Source organism: Paraflavitalea sp. CAU 1676, from assembly GCF_029223285.1.
Classification (GTDB): domain Bacteria; phylum Bacteroidota; class Bacteroidia; order Chitinophagales; family Chitinophagaceae; genus Paraflavitalea.
In genome coordinates, this window is the sequence record NZ_JARHUJ010000004.1 from 147,729 (window position 1) to 167,743 (window position 20,015).

Here is a 20,015-nt window from a genome sequence, read left to right on the forward strand (position 1 = left end):
CCCGCCAGCCGATGTAAACTTCATTTGAGGTGCTTTCTAGTGCGTGCTAACCTGATCATTTCCCCTTTTCATAGGCTTTTACCAATCGTTCCAGTTCGGCGCGGCTTACTGCTGCCTGCTGGTTGTCGAGGTTGATCACATACAGGTACCCTTTAGCGCCGGGGGTTGCGTTGAAGGTGCTTACGAGGTTGTATTGCTCGCTCACCAACAGGCGACCATTAGATACATTCCACAACTCCTTGGCACAAAGACATCCATTGGTGGGCGTTAGCGGATACCAGGGGTTATGTTTGAAATATTCAGGGTCGATGGTAGTGCCATGGGCAATGATCTCCGACCGGCCGATCTTCCCGGCTTCAAATACTTCTGTCATAGGCTGATACTTTCGCCAGGAGGGGGGTAACAGTTCGAGATAGGCAGTCATGGAATCGCGGGTGCTGTCCCAATGCTCCCAGGGAGGGTATTGGAAATATTTATCCCAGGCCTTTTCGTTGGGCATCAATAACTGCAGGTTGGGTGTAGGACCAATCAGTGTATTCCTGGAAACTGCGGTACCCTGGATGCTGTAAACACCCTGCGGTGTGCTTCCGTTGGTGATAAAATAGGGGAGGTCGGAAGCGGAGCGCGCCAACTGTTCGAAGATCATGAGGCGGCCATCGGGGTGGCGCATGAAGCGGCCCGATGCATCCTGCACAATGGCCAGTCCGCCATAGTCGCGGTTCCAGCGTTGAAATGAATACACCGTCTTTTGGCGTCGCGTGGCCTGGTAAGCAAACAGCGTTGATATATCGGGTGTTTTGTGGGTTTTGGCCAATAAGTAGCTGTTCAGGTAATTTTCGAGGGCTTGCAGTAGCGGAATGGAATCGTAATTGCTGAACTGTTCCACCATCCTGATCTTGATGTTGTTGATATTGTCTATGGTGGTATCCTGCCGAAACAGGTAGCTGGCACTCATAGCAAACAGCTTGGGATGCGTTTCTTTTTGGAATACATTGCTTACCTGTTGGGCAAAAGTGGAGGGATAGATGGCATATACCGCTTCGAGCAGGGCGCGTTTGGTATCGTACTGCAGGGAATCGTATTGCAGGAACATCTTATTGAATCCCGCGGCCACCTCATTTCCTGTGAGCTGGAATTGGGCGATGGCCAGGCAGGCCGATTCAAATTTGTATTCAGTATTGCTGTCGATGGCCAATGCTAAGGTGTTGCCGATCACATTATCGCGCAAGTCCTTTTGGAGCCAGGACCTTTTTTCATACAACACGAAGTTCGAGTAAATATCTTCCCTGCGTGTTTGTGCTTCCAGCGATATTGTCAACAACAAGCCCAGCGCGGCGATCGTCCATTTCTTCATGTTACAAATGTAACGGGTGTGGGGTAAATACGAACACGGCGGTTGCGGCGTTGGGGATGCCGGATGCGGGTAGTTCGTGCAAGCGGAGAAGTTCCTCGGAGGCGGGAGCATGACGAAGGAAGATACGGATACTTCGTGGAAGAGTAGGGCCTTGCGTAAACCGGAGGCAGGTGCGATTTTAATTGAGCAATATTTTCTCTACCTCGTTTATCTTTTGCAGGATCAGTTTTTTCTCTGCCTGCGAGGTCGTAAGGTCGTGTGCGCGCTGCAGGTAGCGGCGGGCATTCTTGTAATCGTGTATCTTTTGGTATAGGTCGCCCAGGACGGCGCTGAACAGATATTGGGATTCAACCAGTTTTTCAATACCTTCTATTTCCCAAATTTCGTGGATGGCTTCTGCTTCCTGCCGAAGCTGTGCACGCACCACGGCCCGGTTGAGCCGCACAAGCGGTGTTGGTTTTTGCTCCAGCAAGAGGTCGTATAAATAAAGCATACGAGCCCAATTGGTTTGCTCGAACCCTTCGGCCATGGCGTGTTCGGCTGCAATCGCTGATTCTATATGATAAATCGTAAGCGTTTCTCCCTGCGATGAATGATTGAGGTAATGGTATCCTCGTTGTATAAGATCACGATTCCAGGAGCTGCGGTCCTGCTGCTGCAAAAGGATAATGGTATTGTTCTCACCCAGGCGGCTTTCAAACCGGGATGCCTGCAGGCACATCAGCGAAAGCAGGGCAAAGATGGCAGGTTGCGCGCCAACTGCGTGCTGTGAAAGCAACAGGCAGAGCCGCATCGCTTCGGCACAGAGGTCGTGCCGGATGAGCTCATCTTCCTTGCCCGAATTGTAGCCTTCGTTAAACAGCAGGTATAATATAGCGTATACGATGTCGAGGCGTGCCTTGAGCTGATCACCCATGGGTATTTCTAGCGGTATGTGCTCTTCTTTCAGGAACTGTCTTGCCCGGTACAATCGTTTCTGGACGGTAGCTTCACTGGTGAGCAGAGCGCGGGCTATTTCGGCCGAACTGAAACCGGATACCGTTTTCAGGGTGAGTGCGATCTGGTCTTCTTCTTTCAGCGAGGGATGGCAGCAGGCAAAGATCATCCGCAGCTGGCTATCGGCGATCTCCGTATCGAGGAAAAAATGTTCTACTGCTTCCTCTGCTTCGGATCTCAACTGGTGCACGATCTCCTGCGAATACAATTTGTGGTGGTGCTCGCGCCGGATGATATCGATGGCTTTGTTCTTGGCAACCTGCATCAACCAGGCTGCGGGACTCTCGGGCAGGTCACCATAGCGCCAGGATTGTGCCGCTTTGAGAAAGGCATCCTGTACAACATCTTCCACCATGCCCAGGTTGTGGGTGCCGAACACCCGCGTAAGCACAGCGATCATTTTTCCGGATTCGTGGCGGAAAAGGTGATCTACTACCTGTTGCGGTGTTTCTGACGACATGTGTTACAGATAATGTATAACCAGCCGCTGCTCCTCCCGGACTTTGGTGGAAGAATCAGCGACTGGTTCGTTTAATCGTATTGGGGCGGACGTTAATGACAATTACATGCTTCCAGGTATTACCTGTACCTCTCTCACTTCTACACTGCCTTGCAAAGCGAAATCTGGAAAACCTTTTGCGTGTGCCAGGGCCTCGTCGATGTCCATTGCCTTGATGATAAAGTATCCGCCAACGAGTTCCTTGCTTTCAGCAAATGGACCGTCGGTAACTACGGGTGTTTTGCCAGCGATCACTTTTCCACCTTTCATGAGCGGGCGGCCTTCCACGTATACGCCATCTGTCTTAAGTTGTTGTACCCAATTGATCCATTTGTGCATATTGGCTTGCGCTTCTTCGGCGCTCAGGGTAAGATCTTCATAAGTGGGCCCCTTAAAAATGAACATAAACTCTTTCATAAAGTCTGTTTTTGCAGTGATTAAATGTAATGACTGTGAAGATGACGAACAAGAAATCCGGGGTAGGACAATTTTATACTATTTTTTTCCCGATGCCCTTTATATAGCATACAACCCGGCCGGGCCGGGTTGTATGTTTTGATTGATCCAATGTTTTTTTAACGGGCAATTGACCCCATGTAGCTATTCGATCATTCTGTCTATTGCACCAAAAATGGTTTGCTCACCGTTTTACCGGTGCGGCTTGCCACTACGGTATACATCCCTTTGCTGTACCGGCCGATGTCGATGCCTACGACGCCTTTTTGCTGTTTCAGGCTTTGGGAGAATACCACTTTCCCGTGCATATTGAACACCTGCAGGTGACTGAAGCCTTCATTCAACTGCACCTGAAGCTGACCATTAGTATTGACCGTTGGAAAGAGCTGCAATTCCTTGCCCCGTTCGGGATCAGTTTCCACACTTACTATTTTGGAGTATGAATAGGTATTGTCCTTGTCGAGCATTTTGAGGCGGTAGTATATGGTTCCGTGTAGGTTGGTAGCATGTTTGAATGTGTAGTCGGGATCGGTATTGTTTTCAAGCGCTGCCACCGTGCCCACCCGGGTCCAGGCTGAACCGTCGGAACTACACTCGATCTCATACGCCTGCAGGTCGATTTCGCGCGTAGCCTTCCAGCGTATTTCGTTGTAGCCGGTATAAGCTTTGGCGGAAAAGGAAAGCAGCGTGACGGGCAATGCACCGGTCACGCCAACCTGGTATAGGATGCCGCCCAGCGCGAGCGCGTACAATTCACCGTTCTCTGCTTCTCCAAAACTGGCGATACCCCCGGGGAGGCCGGCCTGCAGTGTTGTCTGCCAGCCTGTGCCATTGGGCTGTATGAGCCAAAAGTTATCGGAAATAAAATCGGCGCAGATATAATAGCCGGCCAGGGTAGGCCATTGGGATCCGCGGTAAACATATCCTCCGGTGATGGCAAATCCGCCGGTCGTATTGTTGTGCCCGTATTCAAAGATCGGACTGGTATAAGCCGCGAGTGGCAGGCATCCGCCTGTATTGTAATTGGAAGTTCCTTCATAACAGCGCCATCCGAAATTGATGCCACCTGCCGTGCCGGCGGCCCGGTAATTGACCTCTTCTGCTACATCCTGCCCTACGTCAGGTAGCCACATATTGCCGTTTGCACGGTCAAAGCTCCAGCGCCAGGGATTACGCAGTCCAAAGGCATATATAGCATGCAGGGTGTCGGTAGCGGTGGCGAAAGGATTGGTGGCGGGGATCGTGTAATAGGGGGGCGTAGTAAAACTGTTGACATCTATTCGGACCATCTTTCCCAAGAGGTTCTGGCCATTCTGGGCATTGTGATCCGGATCGCCAGTGCCCCCTCCGTCGCCTACTCCAAAATAGAGGTAGCCATCGGGACCAAAATTCAGCTTGCCGCCATTGTGATTGGTTTCGGACGATGTTTTGGGGATGTTGAGGATCACGGTTTTGGTGGAGGGATCTCCCAGGTTGGGGTTGCCGCCCTGCACCTGGTAGCGGGCTATCTCTATACTACCGGCTGCATTGGTGTAGTAAACAAAGAAGTAACCATTGGTGGCGTAGTTGGGATGAAAGGCCAGGCTGAGTAAACCCTGTTCGCCCCCGGCCAGGACGCCGGTAACGGTAAGGAACGTGCCCACCAGGGTATGGGCAGCGCTATACACTTTGATGGTGCCGCCGCGCTCCACAACAAAGAGGCGGTTGGTGCCATCGCCGGCACTGACCACATCGACGGGCGCAGAGAGGCCCGATGAGATAACCGGAGTAAGGGCAATCGTTGGCTGCGCCCAGGTTGGTACACCCGGCCACAGCAGGCAGATCAGAATGGGCAGGAGTATCTTCCGCAAGGAAATAGCATTGGTCATATACTTGATTTTTACTTGAAATGCAGGTAAAAAAAGTCCTGACAGGTACCGGAATGGTCTTGTGCACGTGGGTACAAATTCAACGCTTGATGGGGAATGGAAGGAACGCGGGATAAAGGAGTATGAATATTGGAGGTGAAACCCAGGAATCGATCGGTCAAATCTATGAAATCGGGCAATAGAAAGATGTGAAAAATACCAATATTTGTTTGTAGTTACACGTATCTGTTGGCTTTCAATGCTTAATTGACTGGCTGCCTGCACTCTGGGTATTGGTGTTTTTCAAAAAGCAGCCTAATTTTGGTATATGGTATGGCAGTTCTGCCATCCGAACGTTTGCCTGTTGCCGCACAGTTTTTAATCTACCCGATCCAATACTGTTTATTGCTTACAATATGGGAGGTTGTCGAAAGGGCCTTATTTCGCCTTAAAACAAAGGGGGAAAACGCAATGATGAAGAACATGAATGATTAACCTTGCGTTCTTTGGTTTAACCGTCAACAGCGGTGCTCTGCGGAGCGCGGAATATATCGGGCTGACTTTTGTACAACCTCTTTTTCATTTCCTCCGGGCCACTATTTTTGTAGTATGATCACGTACAATCCCAAAGACTGGTTCACGTTCGTTTTTCGCTTTCACAAGGCCGATACATTGCGCAAGCTGGTGCCCCTGATCCTTGGCATCTGTGCTTATACCGCGCTGATCGCCTTCCTGGAGCTTCGGGTTTTTCAGTTGAGTCAAAACAACTACCTGAAGAACATCTCCATGATGAATAACCTGCTGAGCTTCGTGATCTCGATGCTCCTGGTGTTCCGCACCAACACGGCCTATGACCGCTGGTGGGAGGGACGTAAAATGTGGGGTAGCCTGGTAAACAATAGCCGCAACCTGGCGATCAAGATGAATGCCATACTTGACCCAGCCGATGAAGGAAACCGTTCTTTTTTCCGCCGGGTAATTCCTATGTACGCCAATGTGCTCAGCCGCCACCTCGGCGAAGAAAGCACCAGACTGGCATTGGACGATAAAGAGCATCCTGAACTGGGTGAGCTGGATCATGCTAAGCATGTTCCTAATCAGGTAGCCACCCTACTGGTTAAGCGGGTGAACAGGCTTTACCAGGAAAAAATTATCACCGGCGATCAATTGATCATTATCAATGGAGAGTTGCAGTCATTTACCGACGTATGCGGTGCCTGCGAACGCATCAAGAATACGCCCATCCCTTTTTCTTATAGTGTTTTCCTAAAGAAATTCATCTTTTTCTATGTCATGACCCTTCCTTTGAGCTTTGTGTTCAGCCTGGGTTACATCGCCGTTCCGGTGGTGGGCTTCATCTTTTATGTATTGGCCAGTCTTGAGTTGATAGCCGAAGAGATCGAAGATCCATTTGGTAACGATGAAAATGACCTGCCGACGCAAAAGATATCCAGTAATATAAAGAAACACGTTCAGGAGATACTGTAAAGTTCCATTTATTCCACAACAGCCAGCTTGTATTTAATGGCGTGACTATGCGGTATAATAGGCTGCTGTTTGTGCTGCGCCCATACCTTCAGGAAGCAGGCGCCGTAATAGAACATGAAGGAGCAATAAAATACGAAGAGCAGCAATAGTACAAATGAGGTAGAGGTGGCATAAATGTTTTTGATGGTGCTGTAAGACAGCAGCAGCCCGAGTATCATTTTGCCGATGGTGAACAACAACCCGGTGAAGAATGCGCCGGCCAATGTTACTTTCCATTGGGTATAGCCGTCGGCGATATATTTGAATACGATGGTGAACCAGGCTGTTGCGGCGATGATGGATACCAGTTGTTTCAGGATCCTGATCAATAGATCTGCTTTCTCGGGCAACAAGGTAAGAGTTCCCTCGGCCAGCAGTACGGCGAGGAACAGGATACCGGCAAAGAGAATAACAATAAAGGAGCGGCCCCTTTGTCGCAGCTGGAACCCGATACCTGTTCCTTCTTTTACTTTAATGCCCCATAATTGATTCAGCGAATCGCGGATCACCTTGAAGAGGGTAGTGGCCACAAACAACAAAAAGATAAAGACTGCAGCGGCGATGTACCAGGATTGTGTAAGCTGGCGTACGTTTCGAAGCGTTGCCCGCATTTCTTCTACTGCATTGGGGCCAAGGATGTCGGTGAGCCCGGTAAACAGCTGGCGGCCGATTGTTCGCCTGCCCACGATAAAGCCGAATAGCTGGATGAGGATAATGAGAATGGCCGGTAGTGCGAAGGTGGTGAAGAAGGCGGTGGCGGCGGCCAATCGCAAGGGTTCATTCTTATTGAATTCCCGGAAGGCTGATCTTAATAGTTCCAACAACTTAAAGAATTTCCGCATCGGCAATAGGTATTTGTAATGGCTGTGATCCTGTACGTATCCGGGCCGGTCTTTGAAGGTAGGTAAAATGTGGGGAATGGGTTGCCTGGCAGAAGTGGACGTATGTTCATGGTGGGACAAAACAAAAACTCCCTTTTTAGACAAAAAGGGAGTTGGGTAAACCATCCAATATGTATATTCCTTTGAAAAACTGTAACCTGCGTTTAAAGAAAACCGGGACTTTCCATCACTCCTTTTTCATTTCAATGCTGATTGCCCAAAATCCGACATCCTTCACATCTCACTTCGGCAATCCTGAATCATTTGATTTCGTCGGCCATACTTGTCTCACTGCTTGCTGCACGAGCCCCGGTTTTTCTGTGGTTAGTTGTAAGGGTAGGTTACAACTGCTATGCTGGGGGTACTGCCTGAAGTTGCCTGTGCCAGGCACTTCTGGTACGCCTTCCCAAACAAAGGATCAAAAATCATAGTAATAAGGTTGTTCGTGATAAGGTTCATCTGGTTGTTTGTTCCTTTGTTGACACAAAACTAATGCGTCTGGTGACGGACATAAAGTGCTATTGAGTAAACTGTGCTATTTGTTTAATGAATGGGGGCAAATTGCCTATAAGCTGTCGCGAAGGGCTACTGGTCTATTAAAACTTACAGGAACAGAATCAGCCTTAACAAAACATTAAGTGCCTGAAAGCTACCACGATAGGTGGCTGTTCGTACCTTTTTAAGAACGCCTGGCAGGGGTTATGGTGGTTAATGGGTAGTGTTGTCCTTGCTGCGATGACCGGTGTGCCGGGGGTGAGGTACCGGTTTTGCAAAGTATTCTTGTTAAAAGCTTATTTTGCTGTTCATAATCAGGCTGTATGCTATGCGGATTACGTGGTTAACCCTTTTATGTTATTGTGCCCTGTCCCTTTTACCGGTAAACCCGTTGCAGGCGCAGGTGAAGCCTGATTCTGCCATCGCCAAACCAACGCAAGAACGGACAGATACGCTGCGGCCAGCCTCGATCGACAGTTTCATCTTAAAGCAGCGGGGCCTGTTCGGGAAGCTTGCCCGAAATCTGCTCTCGGGCAATCCGACGGGGGATATGGTTACCGGTCCTATCCGGAACGATCTTGTTTTTAGTATCTACAATGGCCGCATCATTCGCAGCATTACTGTGGTGGGGCTTGATTTCGGTACGGCGATCGCCGATACCAGCAAAACCTTCAAAAGCCACCTTACCAAACTGGCCAACGCTGTCCATCACAAAACGAGGAATTATGTGCTGCGCAATAACTTGTTCTTTAAGGTGGGCGATCGTGTATTTCCTTACCTGTTGTCGGATAACGAACGTCATTTGCGCGATCAGCCTTACCTGCAGGATGCGCGGATCGTGATACGCTCGTCTGACAGGAGCTTCGACTCGGTCGATATTACTATTTTCACCAAAGATGTATTATCGATCGGCGGTTCGTTCAGGATGCACAATACAACGAGCGTTAGTGGTACCATACGCGAGGAAAATCTTGGGGGCTGGGGCGACAGGTTGCAAGGCAGCCTGTTATTTGACCAGGAGCGTCGCGAAAAGATAGGGTATGGTGCTGCCTATATTAAGCGTAATATAGGCGGATCTTTCATTGATGGATCTTTGGGGTTCAGTAATTTCGGCGATGCTTTTAACAGTGGCCGGGATGAGGAAGTCCTTTATTATGCACGTTTTGTGCGACCGTTGGTACATCCATACCTGCGTTTCACCTATGCTGCAGAAGCCGCGTATCACCGCACAGAAAATATGTACCTCGACGACTCGGTATATAAAACCGATGCGCGCTACCGGTATTTCAATTACGATACCTGGATTGGCTGGAATACGGGCGCTTATAAGATCGGTAATGTCCAGAATGATAATGACCGTTTGCGTACGTTGCTGAGCGTCCGGTTCTTCAGGAAGCAGTTCCAGGAAGTGCCCGATGTGTTTTCGACAGAGTATTATTTTGACTACATCGACCGCATAGCAGCCCTTGGGTCTTTGTCGATCTTCAGGCAGGACTTCTATAAGGTGCGGTATATCTATGGTTTTGGCCGGAACGAGGACGTACCGGAGGGCATGGATATCTCGTTCACGGGCGGCTGGACGAAAACCCAGGGAAGAGATCGTCCTTACGCAGGTATTGACTTCAGCCGTTTTTTCTTTACAGAGGAGGAGCATTATTTCAACTATACGGCCCGGGTGGGTGGATACTTTAATAAGAATATTTTAGAGGATGTGGATGTACTCTTCAATCTCGACTATTTCTCCAATTTAAGAACGATGGGTTCCTGGAAGCAGCGCACGTTTGTGAGTGCGGGCATTGCGTTGCAGGCGAATAAAGAATTGAATGAGCCGCTGTTCCTCGAAAGCCAGTTTGGCCTGCCCGAATTGCGCAATCAAAAAAGAGTATACGGCGAGATCCGGAGTACGCTTAAGGCCGAGTCGGTATTTTATACACCCTTTATGCTGCTCAATTTCAGGTTTGCCCCCTTTGTATTTGGTAACATGACGATGCTTACGCCCGAAAAGCAGGAGCTGCGGAAAAGTGATCTCTACACCAGTATTGGCGGTGGATTGCGCAGCCGGAATGAGAGCCTTATTTTTGGAACCCTCGAGTTCAAAGCCTTCTATTTTCCCCGTAAGAACTGGTTTGGCGACCGGTGGAGGCTGGAGTTCAATACGAACGTGAAGTTCAAATACAACCGCCAATTTATTAAACGCCCCGAGCTGATCATGGCCAACTAAGAAGTTTTGGCGACGCCGGCGATAAAAAAAAGGCAGTGTAGAAACACCGCCCGTTCATCAACGATTGCTTGCCATACGAAAAAGTAGTTTGGTCCTCATGCGACCTGCATAGGGCATGCCACTATGCTAATAATTTGAAGGCGATGTAGAAACATCACCCGGAGGTTCAGGTATGAAAGTTGAACCGATGCAATGCAGTTACGGGTGGAGTCGAACCACCGTAGGAGGTCTTGCGAACCTTCGCCTTTCCTCTCGGCCACGTAACTCGTATATATATTAAGATCTTCTGTGCCGGTGATACACCCACTCCAGGTAGTACACACGGATGGTATCGAAATAAGCTACCAGCAGGATGGCTGCAAACAGCAACAGGATGTTTAGCCAAACGGCAGGATATACCATAATAAATCCTATAGTAAGGGTCAGTAGTCGTAAGAACTCGAGGTAATAGATCCATTGTTTTTGTTCCATGATCGCTCCGCAGTTGATAAGTGTGAGCAGGATGGCCAATGAGATCAATACCTGTTGGGTTACGGGTATATAATGCTCAAACAGGATAAAGATGAACAGCAGTCCGATCGTTAAGCCTATCTGCCAAACGACATACCGGTTGAGGGGTTTGTCGAAAGGAGCATTGCTCTGCCGTATCCTGAACCTTGCTTCGGCTATTTCACGCACCGCCGGGTCTACCTGGTCGGGCCGGCTGAACAGCAGTTTAAGCTTGTTCCACCTGCCTGGTGTGCGCCGCACCGCATAGGTGAGTTCGGCCAGGAAGTGGAAGTGCTGCCACAGGAAGCTATAGCTTTTCAGGGGATGCGTGAGACCGTACTTGATCTCCACATCATCTTCTTCCTTTTGAAAAGTGCCAAAGAGCTTGTCCCAGATGATGAACACATCCCCGTAATTCTTATCGAGGTACTGTTCGTTGCTGGCATGGTGCACCCGGTGATGTGAGGGCGTTACGAACACATATTCCAGGATGCCCAACTTGCCAATGAGCCGGGTATGGATGAAAAACGGGTAGAGTCCATGCACCAGTAAGATACTGGTGATCATCGAAGCCGGAAATCCGAGAAAGGGTAATACTGCCCAGAATCCGGTGCGAATGAAGGCCTGCAGTACCGTTATCCTCGCCGAAACGGTATAGTTGAAGTCCTCGCTCTGGTGGTGTACGATGTGGGCTGCCCAAAAGATGTTGATCTCGTGTGCGAGCCGGTGATACCAGTACCACAAAAAATCTGTACACAACAACAGCAGTATCCAGAGCAGGAGATTCGGTTTTATTTCAAACAGCCCGTAGTGCTTTTGAATATGATCATAAACGAAATAGAATATGCCCACAACCCATACATCCATTAATCGTTCTGCGATGCCTACACTGATATTGGCGATGGAATGGTGCAGGTTGAAATAAGGCAGCTTTTTGCGCCTTGCCACTACGTATTCCAATACCATGAAAGAAACGAAAAGCGGTACTGCAAAGGCCAGTATATTCAGGTTCATAGTGAGCAACGTTGAATGGATGGGTACTTACTGCTATTTGGGATCGAGCTTGATGGTAGCCCTGTGGGCCGGATCTTTTATGCTGATCTGTTTCGATTTGTACTTTGGATGTTCTATGATCAGGGTTACCGGCAACTGTTGCCAGGTGGAAATCGTGAATACTCCGTCTTTACCGCTCAATGCTTCTTCTTCTCCGGAGATAATGTAGATATAGGCATTCTCTACCTGTTTCCCGTTTTGGCTATGTATCACATTGCCTTCTATTTTTACCGGTTTGGACGGGTAGATGTCCGAGGGATTCATGATCAGTGCCGGAACGGCTATCAACCAACTGTAGGCGGACGTAGATTTCATGTGTTATCTTTTGATATTACAGAATAGGTGTGTATTCCTGCCGGGAGGAATCAACTACATCGTGCCTTGGAGTTTTCTGGTAGCATGGTGACCGATTCTGAGTGCAATGATAGGTATATAAATTAAGTCCACCAAAATAGTAGACTATTATTCCGTAATAATTTTTCGACTGGGGAAAATAGTGAGGGGGAAGGTGGGGGAGAAGCGTGTAGGTGTATACTCTATATACGTGGTTAAATAGCAGGGGGATTGCAGATCTGCGTATTAAATGATTTTGTTATGTTTCCGGGTGGCTATCCTGTTAAGCACCTACCAACCCGGTGGTATTGGCAAATTGTTAAAATGGTGGCGTTTGCAAAGCGGTAACCATATTTTCTCATCATTTTAACGGGTAGGCACAGAACTTGTAATAGGTGGGCAGTGACTTACCTATTCACCACTTAAAACGCTTAGACATATGACCACAAAAAGGAAGCTGTTGGGCCTATGCTCAACGGTAACGACTATTGCTATCTTACTCTATGCCTGTAAAAAAGATGATTCCGCTCAAAGCAACAACGTTCCTCCCGGCAAGCAGGAAGTGCAATTGTTCCTCACAGATGATCCCGCATTATTCGACAAAGTACTCATCGACATCAAGAGTGTTCAGGTTTTGATCGATACCTGCGATAAGAAGAAAGAACACAACGACGACGATGATCGTGGTCGCGGCAACGGTGATGACGATCATCAGGATCATTGTGTAAACTGGGATACGCTGAGCATTGCTCCTGGTGTATACGACCTGCTGGGCCTGCGTAATGGCGTGGATACTTTATTGGCCAGCGGTATCATTCCTGAAGGTAATATCAAGAAGGTGAAGATCGTACTGGGAAGTAACAACTCATTGGTGAAGGACAGCGTCACTTATCCGCTGGACCTGTTTCCTGGCACCCAGGCTACGATCCTGCTGAAGATAAAGGGCGGCGACTGGGATGAATGGCAGCCTGGCCGTAATCGTCTCTGGCTCGATTTCGACATCTCCCGGTCGGTGATCGCTGTGCGGGGAAAATTCTTCCTGCTGCCGGTGATCAAAATATTTACAGTAAAAGCCACCGGCAGTCTGGAAGGACAGGTGTTGCCGAAAGATGCCTTCCCGGTAGTGAGCGTTTACAACGCGCAGGATACAGGTTATGCTATTCCCTGGCGCAATGGGGAGTTCAAAGTGCGTGGCTTGAAAGAAGGAACGTATGATGTATTTGTCAACGCTTCCAATGGCTACCAGGATACCACTATTACAGGTGTTCAGATCCGTAGGGGTAAAGAGACCGATCTGCCGAAGATCACCCTGCATAAATGATAGTTCCGTAACAGGCCTTTTCTTATGATCGAAGTGGAGTTGGGTTCAACTCCACTTTTTTATGGATAAGCACGTACCTTTGAGCCCTTAAGTATTTCTATGCTGATTTACAAGGAATTCACATTCGATTCGGCTCACTTTTTGCCAAATGTTCCCGATGGTCACAAGTGCAAGGAAATGCACGGCCACACGTACCGCCTGCGTATCTGGATCAAGGGGCAGCCCGATCCTCAATTAGGGTGGGTGATGGATTTTGCCGTGCTGAAAGGCATTGTAAAGCCGGTAGTCGCCGAGCTGGACCATAAGTGCATGAACAATGTTCCAGGCCTGGAGAACCCGACTTGCGAACTGATCGCAGTGTGGATCTGGAACCGGCTGAAGCCAATGCTGCCGGCCATGGATCACCTGGAATTACATGAAACACCCACCTCGGGTGTCATCTACAACGGGCAGTAACCTTCTTAAAGCAACTCATTTGGGGTGCAGGCGGAAGTAGTTATCCAGCGAAAGTGGACCACCACCTTCTACCAGGAAGAACACCAGCATGAAGAAGATGATCACCGTAAAAGGCAGCGCTGTACCGGATGCGAATATGCCGTACTGGTTGGCCAGGATGATTATGGCAGCCAGGAGAATGGGCATTTGGAGCATTACGGCCCAGCGGGTCAGTAATCCGATAATGATCAGGAATCCTCCCAGCAGGTGTGCCCAGGTGATGCCGATAATGATGGCATCTGCAGAAGAAGAGAAAGCTGTGTTGTAGAGTAATTGTTGGGCGCTTAGCGAATTGGCCATGAAAGAGATCCCTTTGATGAAAAGGCATAATCCAAGCGCTACCCGGAAAACGACCAGCCAGCGGGGATGATGTACAAGGCTCCAGTTATGGATTTGTTGAAGCGTACCCATGGCAGATGATTTAAAGAACGATAAAGGTTATCTTCCTAAAGTTACGCTTAAAACACATAATAATTTTATTAATGGTACGTTTTTGGTGTTACCTATATTTGCAAACCTCATGAACCAAACCCAAGCTACCGTAGTACGCTACGCTCTGTCTAAATTATAATTCACTATGAACAAAAAGACCTGGTTGCAGGCCTCAACGCTGTGCTTATCGACGACCCTGTGCGCTTCTTTATTCAGCAACTGCCAATCGACCACTGCTGAAGGCCCCGTAACTGCCAAACAAACTGCTGACACTACTGAGAAAAAATCAACTACCGCAGAAGCTGCGCCTGCTTCTACTACCATGCTCGATACTGCCTGGTACAACGAGAGCACGCGACTGATGGTTAATGGCGATTCAACTGGCAAATGGCCCGTAAAAGGAGCTTATCCGTTGCCGGGCGCTATTTTACCCATGAAGCGTATTCTGGCTTATTACGGTAATTTGTATTCCACTAAAATGGGCATTTTGGGTGAGCTGCCCGAGCAGCAAATGCTTGAAAAATTGCAGGGTGAAGTAAAGCGCTGGCAGGCAGCCGATACGGCTGTTGAAGTAGTGCCTGCGCTCCACTATATTGCTGTAACTGCACAGGGTAGTCCTGGTGCAGCGGGCAAATACCGACTTCGCATGCCTTTCAAAGAGCTCGATAAAGTGATCGCTATGGCGGCCAAGATCAATGCCCTGGTTTTCATCGATATCCAGGTAGGTCTGGGTACGGTGCAGGACGAAGTGCCCCAGTTCGAGCAATACTTTAAGATGCCCAATGTGCATTTTGGTATTGATCCTGAGTTCTCTATGAAAACAGGCGCCAAGCCCGGTTCTGTAATCGGCAGCTTCGATGCCTCGGATATCAACTATGTTACCAACTACCTGGCTAAGATCGTGAAGGATAACAACCTGCCTCCCAAGGTGCTGGTCGTACACCGTTTCACACAAGCCATGGTGACCAACTACAAGAATATTAAGATTCAACCCGAAGTGCAGATCGTAATGGATATGGACGGATGGGGCGCTAAAGCACGCAAGATCACTACTTACCGCTCATTTATTCATAAGGAGCCGGTACAGTATACTGGTTTCAAGTTGTTCTATAAGAACGACTTCCGCGAGCCAGGAAGCCGCATTATGACGCCTGAGGAAGTATTGAGCCTCAAGCCGAAGCCGATGTATATTCAGTATCAATAGATCGTCCGGCACTACTTAACAGATTGAGGGCCTTGCAGGATCAACCTGCAAGGCCCTTTTTTCGCGTATTCATTTCGGCAGGCTGGTCTGTCCATCTCCAGTTGCCTGTGTCGCTCTTTATTTCACTTTTTTGCCCAGCCAGTTGTTGCGGAAACTCAGCATGTCGGCAGTAGGGGTTTGTCCTTCTTTTTCTACTGTTACCAGGCTGTAGGCGGGATTGCCTATCAGTGAAAGGGTAGCCGTTTTGTTGTTGCCACGGTGCTGGTACTCGACCTGTATGGCATCGCCTGGTTTATGATCCTTCAGGATGGCTTCGATATCGCTTTGCTTTTTTACCGGCTTCCCGTCAAGCGTAATGATCTGGTCATCTACATCGAGACCGGCATTGTACAGTGGGCTGCCGATAACGGTATTGGAAGCGATCGCGAGGTTGTTGCCTTCTTTGTATTGAACATTGCCGATCCATGCTTTGGTTTCGTTGGCCTTCTTCAGGATTAAGCCCGCTTTGGCGAGCAGTGGCTTGTAGTCGAACGACTCATGACCGGTAACGTATTTACTAAAGAAAGTCGAAGCGAATTGCTTATCACCCGTCAGGTCGGCCAGTACACCTTCCAATCCGGGTATGGTATAGGGCTGTTCGGGTTTGCCGAATTTCTTCCAAAGGGCTGTCATGTAACTATCGAGGGTGAGGTTGGTGAACTTCGACCGCAGTTCGAGGTCGAGCGCCAGGGCAATAGCGCCTCCATAAGGATAGTAAGAGGTGTACATGTTCACATAATTGCTTTTGTCGACAGCAACGCCGGCATCCACAAATACGGCATGGCGGCTCATTTCTGCAGGAGAAAATCTTTTGGCGCCTGCGGAATTTTCCTTGGTGTTGATGAGGCCGGCGAGCGCGAACATATATTCATCGACTGTTTGAAAACCGGAGCGCGTCATGAGCAGGTCGCCATAGTACTGCGTAAACCCTTCTGCACACCACAGTTCATTGCTCATATTGCTTTTCTCGAAGTTGAATGGTTCAAGTGTTTTGGGGCGGATGCGCTCTACATTCCAGCAGTGAAAGAACTCGTGGGAGAACACATCCAGCAGGTAATTGCCACCGTCGAAATTGGTGGGCAGGCTGATCATGGTAGAGTTGCGGTGCTCCATACCGTCGCCTTTTACCCATGGGTTGATGCTCGAGATAAACGTGTAGGTGCCGAAATCATAGGCCGGCACTTCGCCAAAAACAGCTTGTGCTTCCTCGGTAATGGTTTGTACTTTTTTGGCAAAACTGGCCGCAGCCGTATCGGAAGTTTTGGCCTCGAGTGCCAGGCGGAACTGGTATGATTTACCATTTGCGTTCTTAATGGTCCAATCTTTCCAGATGAGCTCCCCGAGCTTGGTAGGGCTATCCATGAAGTATTGCAGGTTGGGGGCGCTAAAAAGCGTACCGCTGGTGCCGATGGGTTTTAACTGGGTGGCAACCGTCCAGGTTTTACCGGCGGGTATCTCGAAGTTGATATCGATCGGCGCATTTTCCATACCCTTTACCCACATGAATACGGCCGGCATATTAAAGTGAGCATTGGTTTCGTCAATGCCTGCATAGGTGCCGTCGGGGTGATTGGCATACAGCGTGTATTCCAGTTTCACATACCCATCGTTGCGGGGCACTTCATACACATCGCCGTCGGTGCGGTTAACCGCCAGCGGCTTATTGGTGCGGTCAAATGCCTTTACGTCGTATACGTTCTTTCCAAATTCGTGTGTGGCATAACGGCCCGGTGAGGACCGGCTCATGCGGAAGGTGGCTGTTTTTTGAGGTATATCGGATGCTATCACGGTGATCTTTGCTTCGTGGTGAATAATATTCGGAAACGAAACGATATAGCTCAGCTTTTGGGCAAAGGAGGTGGTGATGAGCGATGTACAGAGCGAAAACAACAGTAGTTTCTTCATGATGAATGATTAAAAACAATCAAGTTAAAGAATAAATGGCAGGCAGGTGGCTGTTGCAGCCTGCCGGATTTTGTATTTTAGGGGTCAAAATAAGGTGTTATGACTGAACGGGAACATCAATTTATGCAGGCGGCTATCGACCTGGCCCGCCAGGGTATGCAAGGCGGTAAGGGCGGGCCTTTCGGTTGTGTGATCGTGAAAGGGAACGAGATCGTGGGTAAAGGGTGTAATGCTGTAACATCGACCAACGATCCCACGGCGCATGCCGAGGTGGTAGCTATCCGTGACGCCTGCCTGCATTTGCAGGTGCATCAGTTGGCAGGGTGCGAGTTGTACACTTCCTGCGAGCCCTGTCCCATGTGCATGGGAGCTATCTATTGGGCCAGGCCCGATAAGGTGTTTTTTGGTGGAACCCGCACGGATGCTTCTGCAGCGGGTTTTGATGATTCATTCATCTACGAGGAATTGAAAGCACCGGTGGCGGAGCGAAAGATCCCTTTGCTGAATATCGACAGGGAAGAAGCTGTTAAATTGTTTGCTGAATGGATTGCCAAGCCTGATAAAATATCCTATTAGGCAATGGCATAGTTAGCAGGTAGGCACCAAAATTGAACTTAGCCGGCGGCTCAATGTTGCATTTTTTTGATGATGACATAGGCAATAACTACCAGCACGAGTACGAGGAAAATGGCGAGGTAGGTCCAGGGCTGTTCCTGGAGTTTGCGCCTTTCGCGACGGTTCTTTTTCTGCTTGATATACTGGTTCAGTTCCTTGTTCAGTTGGTCAACGTACCCTCCGATATCCTTTTTGGAGGAGAACTGTTCCAGGCCTTCCATGGCTTCGTCGGCAAAATCATTATCGGCCATCCAACGTTCCACTTCATTCTTTTCGGCTTCGGAAAGTTTGCCCGCGACGTAGTCCATCAACTTCTGGTTGTCGATGTCTTTATTGCTGTTGGATAATATGTTTAACAGATCATTGTTCATGGCGATCAGCTGACAAGCTGCCTGGTATTATCGGGAATTGATTTTCTTATCGATAGCTATTTTAAGATTCCTTTTTCCGTTCTGTATATGGCTTTTTACCTGCGTAATGGATAAACCGGTTTGATCAACGATCTCCTGGTAGGATCTCTTTTCCAGATAGAACAAAGTTAAGCACTGTTGCTGCTCATTGCTGAGATCCTGCATGCTTTCTTGCATTAATTCCAGTTTCCGGTCTTTTTCCAGGTGGGCGAGCCTTTCTTCTGCATCCTCGGCCTTGGTATGGGCCATTTTATCCTGCATTTCGACGGTTTTGCCACCTTTGCCCCGCAATTGCATCAGGCAATAGTTGCGGGCCATGACCGCCACCCAGGACCGGAAAGATTCTACCTGAAACCGGTTGGTATTGGTCAAAACTTTGATAAACACCTGTTGCACCGCATCTCTGGCCTCTTCTTCATTGCGCAGGTATTTCATACAAATACCCAGCAACAGCAGTGTGTATCTTTGTAATAAAATACCCAGCCATCGGTTGTCGTTGTCGGCATAATAGAAGGCCAGCAACTCCTCATCGCTCATATGTGCATACTGATCAGGTCTCACCCAGTGAATTTTAGCTCTTTTCTATCCTTACGATGCAAGAACGAATATTTTTCACAAATCGTTTTCGATTTTATTTCTTTGTTCTCAAATAAAGAAGATTTATGCCGTTTGTTGTATGCTGTGTGCCTGTGAGCCCCATGCGGGCCGAATCGAGTCATAAGAGTGAAATGATCAGTCAGTTGTTGCTGGGTGAAGGGGGCGAGTTGCTGGACGAAGCGGAGTATTTTGTAAAGCTGCGTGGCCGTCATGACGGTTATGAGGGCTGGTGCCAACGGAGCCAGGTGGCGATCGTAGACGCCATGCCGGGACATTGGGACAACAACCTTTATGTGGGCGATTGGACAGACAAGGTGTTGATCAATGGCGTTGCGGCCAGGGTGCCGATGGGCACGCCGGTACTGGCACCTGCGCAGGAGCCTATCCAGGCAGGTCCTTATAGGTTAGCCTATGCCGTAGGCAGTGCCTGGAATGCAGCTACGGCTAAACCGACTCCGGAAGCGATCAAGGCCCGCGCTGAGCGATTCCTGAATACGCCGTACCTGTGGGGTGGCCGTTCGATCTTTGGGATCGATTGCAGTGGGTTTTGCCAAACAGTGTACCGTTTCTTCAATATTCCCCTCCTGCGCGATGCGTATCTCCAGGCTACGCAGGGAGAAAGTGTTGGCTTTTTGCAGGAGGTGAAATGCGGCGATCTCGCTTTCTTCGACAATGCCGAGGGCAGGATCACCCACGTGGGCATTCTGTTGAATGAATCGGAGATCATCCATGCTTCCGGAAAAGTACGTATCGACAAGATCGACAATGCTGGTATCATCAATACCGATACGGGATTGCGTACGCATCAGCTCCGGATCATTAAGCGATATTTTTAAACGGGGTAGG

The 20,015-nt window shown here is 49.0% G+C and carries 18 protein-coding genes; 7 read left to right on the forward strand and 11 right to left on the reverse strand.

Annotated features, from left to right (window positions below):
* Positions 1-55: 55 nt before the first annotated feature.
* From P2H89_RS13590 to P2H89_RS13605, 4 genes are all read right to left on the reverse strand, one after another.
* Positions 56-1,354, reverse strand: a complete 1,299-nt coding sequence (locus P2H89_RS13590; protein WP_275827617.1) for a hypothetical protein — start codon at positions 1,352-1,354, stop codon at positions 56-58.
* A 178-nt stretch (positions 1,355-1,532) separates the two neighbouring features.
* On the reverse strand, positions 1,533-2,810 hold the full coding sequence (locus tag P2H89_RS13595) for a sigma-70 family RNA polymerase sigma factor (RefSeq protein ID WP_275827619.1): 1,278 nt from the start codon (positions 2,808-2,810) through the stop codon (positions 1,533-1,535).
* Between the two features lie 102 nt (positions 2,811-2,912).
* On the reverse strand, positions 2,913-3,266 hold the full coding sequence (locus P2H89_RS13600; RefSeq protein WP_275827620.1) for a YciI family protein: 354 nt from the start codon (positions 3,264-3,266) through the stop codon (positions 2,913-2,915).
* Positions 3,267-3,466: 200 nt separating this feature from the next.
* The gene (locus P2H89_RS13605; protein WP_275827622.1) at positions 3,467-5,173 is read right to left on the reverse strand and encodes a PQQ-dependent sugar dehydrogenase; all 1,707 of its coding nucleotides are present in this window, start codon (positions 5,171-5,173) and stop codon (positions 3,467-3,469) included.
* Positions 5,174-5,761: 588 nt separating this feature from the next.
* Here P2H89_RS13605 and P2H89_RS13610 point away from each other — a divergent pair.
* Complete coding sequence (locus tag P2H89_RS13610; protein WP_275827624.1) at positions 5,762-6,640, forward strand: bestrophin family protein; 879 nt, start codon at positions 5,762-5,764, stop codon at positions 6,638-6,640.
* A gap of 8 nt (positions 6,641-6,648) precedes the next feature.
* Here the strand turns inward: P2H89_RS13610 and P2H89_RS13615 are convergent, their stop codons facing one another.
* Positions 6,649-7,521, reverse strand: coding sequence for a YihY/virulence factor BrkB family protein (locus P2H89_RS13615; protein WP_275827626.1), 873 nt, complete (start codon positions 7,519-7,521; stop codon positions 6,649-6,651).
* A 937-nt stretch (positions 7,522-8,458) separates the two neighbouring features.
* Here P2H89_RS13615 and P2H89_RS13620 point away from each other — a divergent pair.
* Positions 8,459-10,276 carry a hypothetical protein gene (locus P2H89_RS13620; RefSeq protein WP_275827629.1) on the forward strand — a complete coding sequence of 606 codons (1,818 nt, stop codon included), beginning with the start codon at positions 8,459-8,461 and terminating at the stop codon, positions 10,274-10,276.
* Between the two features lie 276 nt (positions 10,277-10,552).
* On the opposite strand, the gene P2H89_RS13625 is transcribed toward P2H89_RS13620, so the two are convergent.
* Positions 10,553-11,779 (reverse strand): sterol desaturase family protein, encoded by a 1,227-nt coding sequence (locus tag P2H89_RS13625; RefSeq protein WP_275827631.1) that lies wholly within the window; start codon positions 11,777-11,779, stop codon positions 10,553-10,555.
* Positions 11,780-11,812: 33 nt separating this feature from the next.
* Positions 11,813-12,133 carry a carboxypeptidase-like regulatory domain-containing protein gene (locus P2H89_RS13630; protein WP_275827633.1) on the reverse strand — a complete coding sequence of 107 codons (321 nt, stop codon included), beginning with the start codon at positions 12,131-12,133 and terminating at the stop codon, positions 11,813-11,815.
* Positions 12,134-12,590: 457 nt separating this feature from the next.
* Between P2H89_RS13630 and P2H89_RS13635 the strand changes: the two genes are divergently transcribed.
* Together P2H89_RS13635 and queD are read left to right on the forward strand one after the other, a co-directional pair.
* Positions 12,591-13,472: a DUF4382 domain-containing protein gene (locus P2H89_RS13635; protein ID WP_275827635.1), complete on the forward strand. Its 882-nt coding sequence runs from the start codon at positions 12,591-12,593 to the stop codon at positions 13,470-13,472.
* 99 nt (positions 13,473-13,571) lie between these two features.
* A complete protein-coding gene (gene queD, locus P2H89_RS13640) occupies positions 13,572-13,928 on the forward strand; it encodes a 6-carboxytetrahydropterin synthase QueD (protein WP_275827637.1) in 357 nt (118 codons plus the stop codon).
* 15 nt (positions 13,929-13,943) lie between these two features.
* Here the strand turns inward: queD and P2H89_RS13645 are convergent, their stop codons facing one another.
* Positions 13,944-14,378 (reverse strand): DoxX family membrane protein, encoded by a 435-nt coding sequence (locus P2H89_RS13645; RefSeq protein WP_275827639.1) that lies wholly within the window; start codon positions 14,376-14,378, stop codon positions 13,944-13,946.
* 166 nt (positions 14,379-14,544) lie between these two features.
* Here P2H89_RS13645 and P2H89_RS13650 point away from each other — a divergent pair, with 166 nt between their 5' ends.
* The gene (locus P2H89_RS13650; RefSeq protein WP_275827641.1) at positions 14,545-15,603 is read left to right on the forward strand and encodes a hypothetical protein; all 1,059 of its coding nucleotides are present in this window, start codon (positions 14,545-14,547) and stop codon (positions 15,601-15,603) included.
* Between the two features lie 117 nt (positions 15,604-15,720).
* On the opposite strand, the gene P2H89_RS13655 is transcribed toward P2H89_RS13650, so the two are convergent.
* Positions 15,721-17,547, reverse strand: a complete 1,827-nt coding sequence (locus P2H89_RS13655; protein ID WP_275827643.1) for a PDZ domain-containing protein — start codon at positions 17,545-17,547, stop codon at positions 15,721-15,723.
* A gap of 99 nt (positions 17,548-17,646) precedes the next feature.
* Between P2H89_RS13655 and P2H89_RS13660 the strand changes: the two genes are divergently transcribed.
* On the forward strand, positions 17,647-18,123 hold the full coding sequence (locus P2H89_RS13660) for a nucleoside deaminase (protein WP_275827645.1): 477 nt from the start codon (positions 17,647-17,649) through the stop codon (positions 18,121-18,123).
* A gap of 50 nt (positions 18,124-18,173) precedes the next feature.
* On the opposite strand, the gene P2H89_RS13665 is transcribed toward P2H89_RS13660, so the two are convergent.
* Positions 18,174-18,533: a hypothetical protein gene (locus tag P2H89_RS13665; protein WP_275827647.1), complete on the reverse strand. Its 360-nt coding sequence runs from the start codon at positions 18,531-18,533 to the stop codon at positions 18,174-18,176.
* A gap of 27 nt (positions 18,534-18,560) precedes the next feature.
* Positions 18,561-19,133 carry a sigma-70 family RNA polymerase sigma factor gene (locus P2H89_RS13670; RefSeq protein ID WP_275827650.1) on the reverse strand — a complete coding sequence of 191 codons (573 nt, stop codon included), beginning with the start codon at positions 19,131-19,133 and terminating at the stop codon, positions 18,561-18,563.
* A gap of 101 nt (positions 19,134-19,234) precedes the next feature.
* Between P2H89_RS13670 and P2H89_RS13675 the strand changes: the two genes are divergently transcribed.
* The gene (locus P2H89_RS13675; RefSeq protein ID WP_275827652.1) at positions 19,235-20,005 is read left to right on the forward strand and encodes a C40 family peptidase; all 771 of its coding nucleotides are present in this window, start codon (positions 19,235-19,237) and stop codon (positions 20,003-20,005) included.
* Positions 20,006-20,015 lie beyond the last annotated feature (10 nt).

Bases quoted from the DNA above. Each gene is read 5' to 3' on its own strand.
- P2H89_RS13655 (WP_275827643.1), bottom strand. From the start codon at position 17,547: ATGAAGAAACTACTGTTGTTTTCGCTCTGTACATCGCTCATCACCACC.
- P2H89_RS13625 (WP_275827631.1), bottom strand. From the start codon at position 11,779: ATGAACCTGAATATACTGGCCTTTGCAGTACCGCTTTTCGTTTCTTTC.
- P2H89_RS13665 (WP_275827647.1), bottom strand. From the start codon at position 18,533: ATGAACAATGATCTGTTAAACATATTATCCAACAGCAATAAAGACATC.
- P2H89_RS13645 (WP_275827639.1), bottom strand. From the start codon at position 14,378: ATGGGTACGCTTCAACAAATCCATAACTGGAGCCTTGTACATCATCCC.
- P2H89_RS13605 (WP_275827622.1), bottom strand. From the start codon at position 5,173: ATGACCAATGCTATTTCCTTGCGGAAGATACTCCTGCCCATTCTGATC.
- queD (WP_275827637.1), top strand. From the start codon at position 13,572: ATGCTGATTTACAAGGAATTCACATTCGATTCGGCTCACTTTTTGCCA.
- P2H89_RS13600 (WP_275827620.1), bottom strand. From the start codon at position 3,266: ATGAAAGAGTTTATGTTCATTTTTAAGGGGCCCACTTATGAAGATCTT.
- P2H89_RS13615 (WP_275827626.1), bottom strand. From the start codon at position 7,521: ATGCGGAAATTCTTTAAGTTGTTGGAACTATTAAGATCAGCCTTCCGG.
- P2H89_RS13630 (WP_275827633.1), bottom strand. From the start codon at position 12,133: ATGAAATCTACGTCCGCCTACAGTTGGTTGATAGCCGTTCCGGCACTG.
- P2H89_RS13650 (WP_275827641.1), top strand. From the start codon at position 14,545: ATGAACAAAAAGACCTGGTTGCAGGCCTCAACGCTGTGCTTATCGACG.
- P2H89_RS13590 (WP_275827617.1), bottom strand. From the start codon at position 1,354: ATGAAGAAATGGACGATCGCCGCGCTGGGCTTGTTGTTGACAATATCG.
- P2H89_RS13660 (WP_275827645.1), top strand. From the start codon at position 17,647: ATGACTGAACGGGAACATCAATTTATGCAGGCGGCTATCGACCTGGCC.
- P2H89_RS13675 (WP_275827652.1), top strand. From the start codon at position 19,235: ATGCCGTTTGTTGTATGCTGTGTGCCTGTGAGCCCCATGCGGGCCGAA.
- P2H89_RS13595 (WP_275827619.1), bottom strand. From the start codon at position 2,810: ATGTCGTCAGAAACACCGCAACAGGTAGTAGATCACCTTTTCCGCCAC.
- P2H89_RS13635 (WP_275827635.1), top strand. From the start codon at position 12,591: ATGACCACAAAAAGGAAGCTGTTGGGCCTATGCTCAACGGTAACGACT.
- P2H89_RS13610 (WP_275827624.1), top strand. From the start codon at position 5,762: ATGATCACGTACAATCCCAAAGACTGGTTCACGTTCGTTTTTCGCTTT.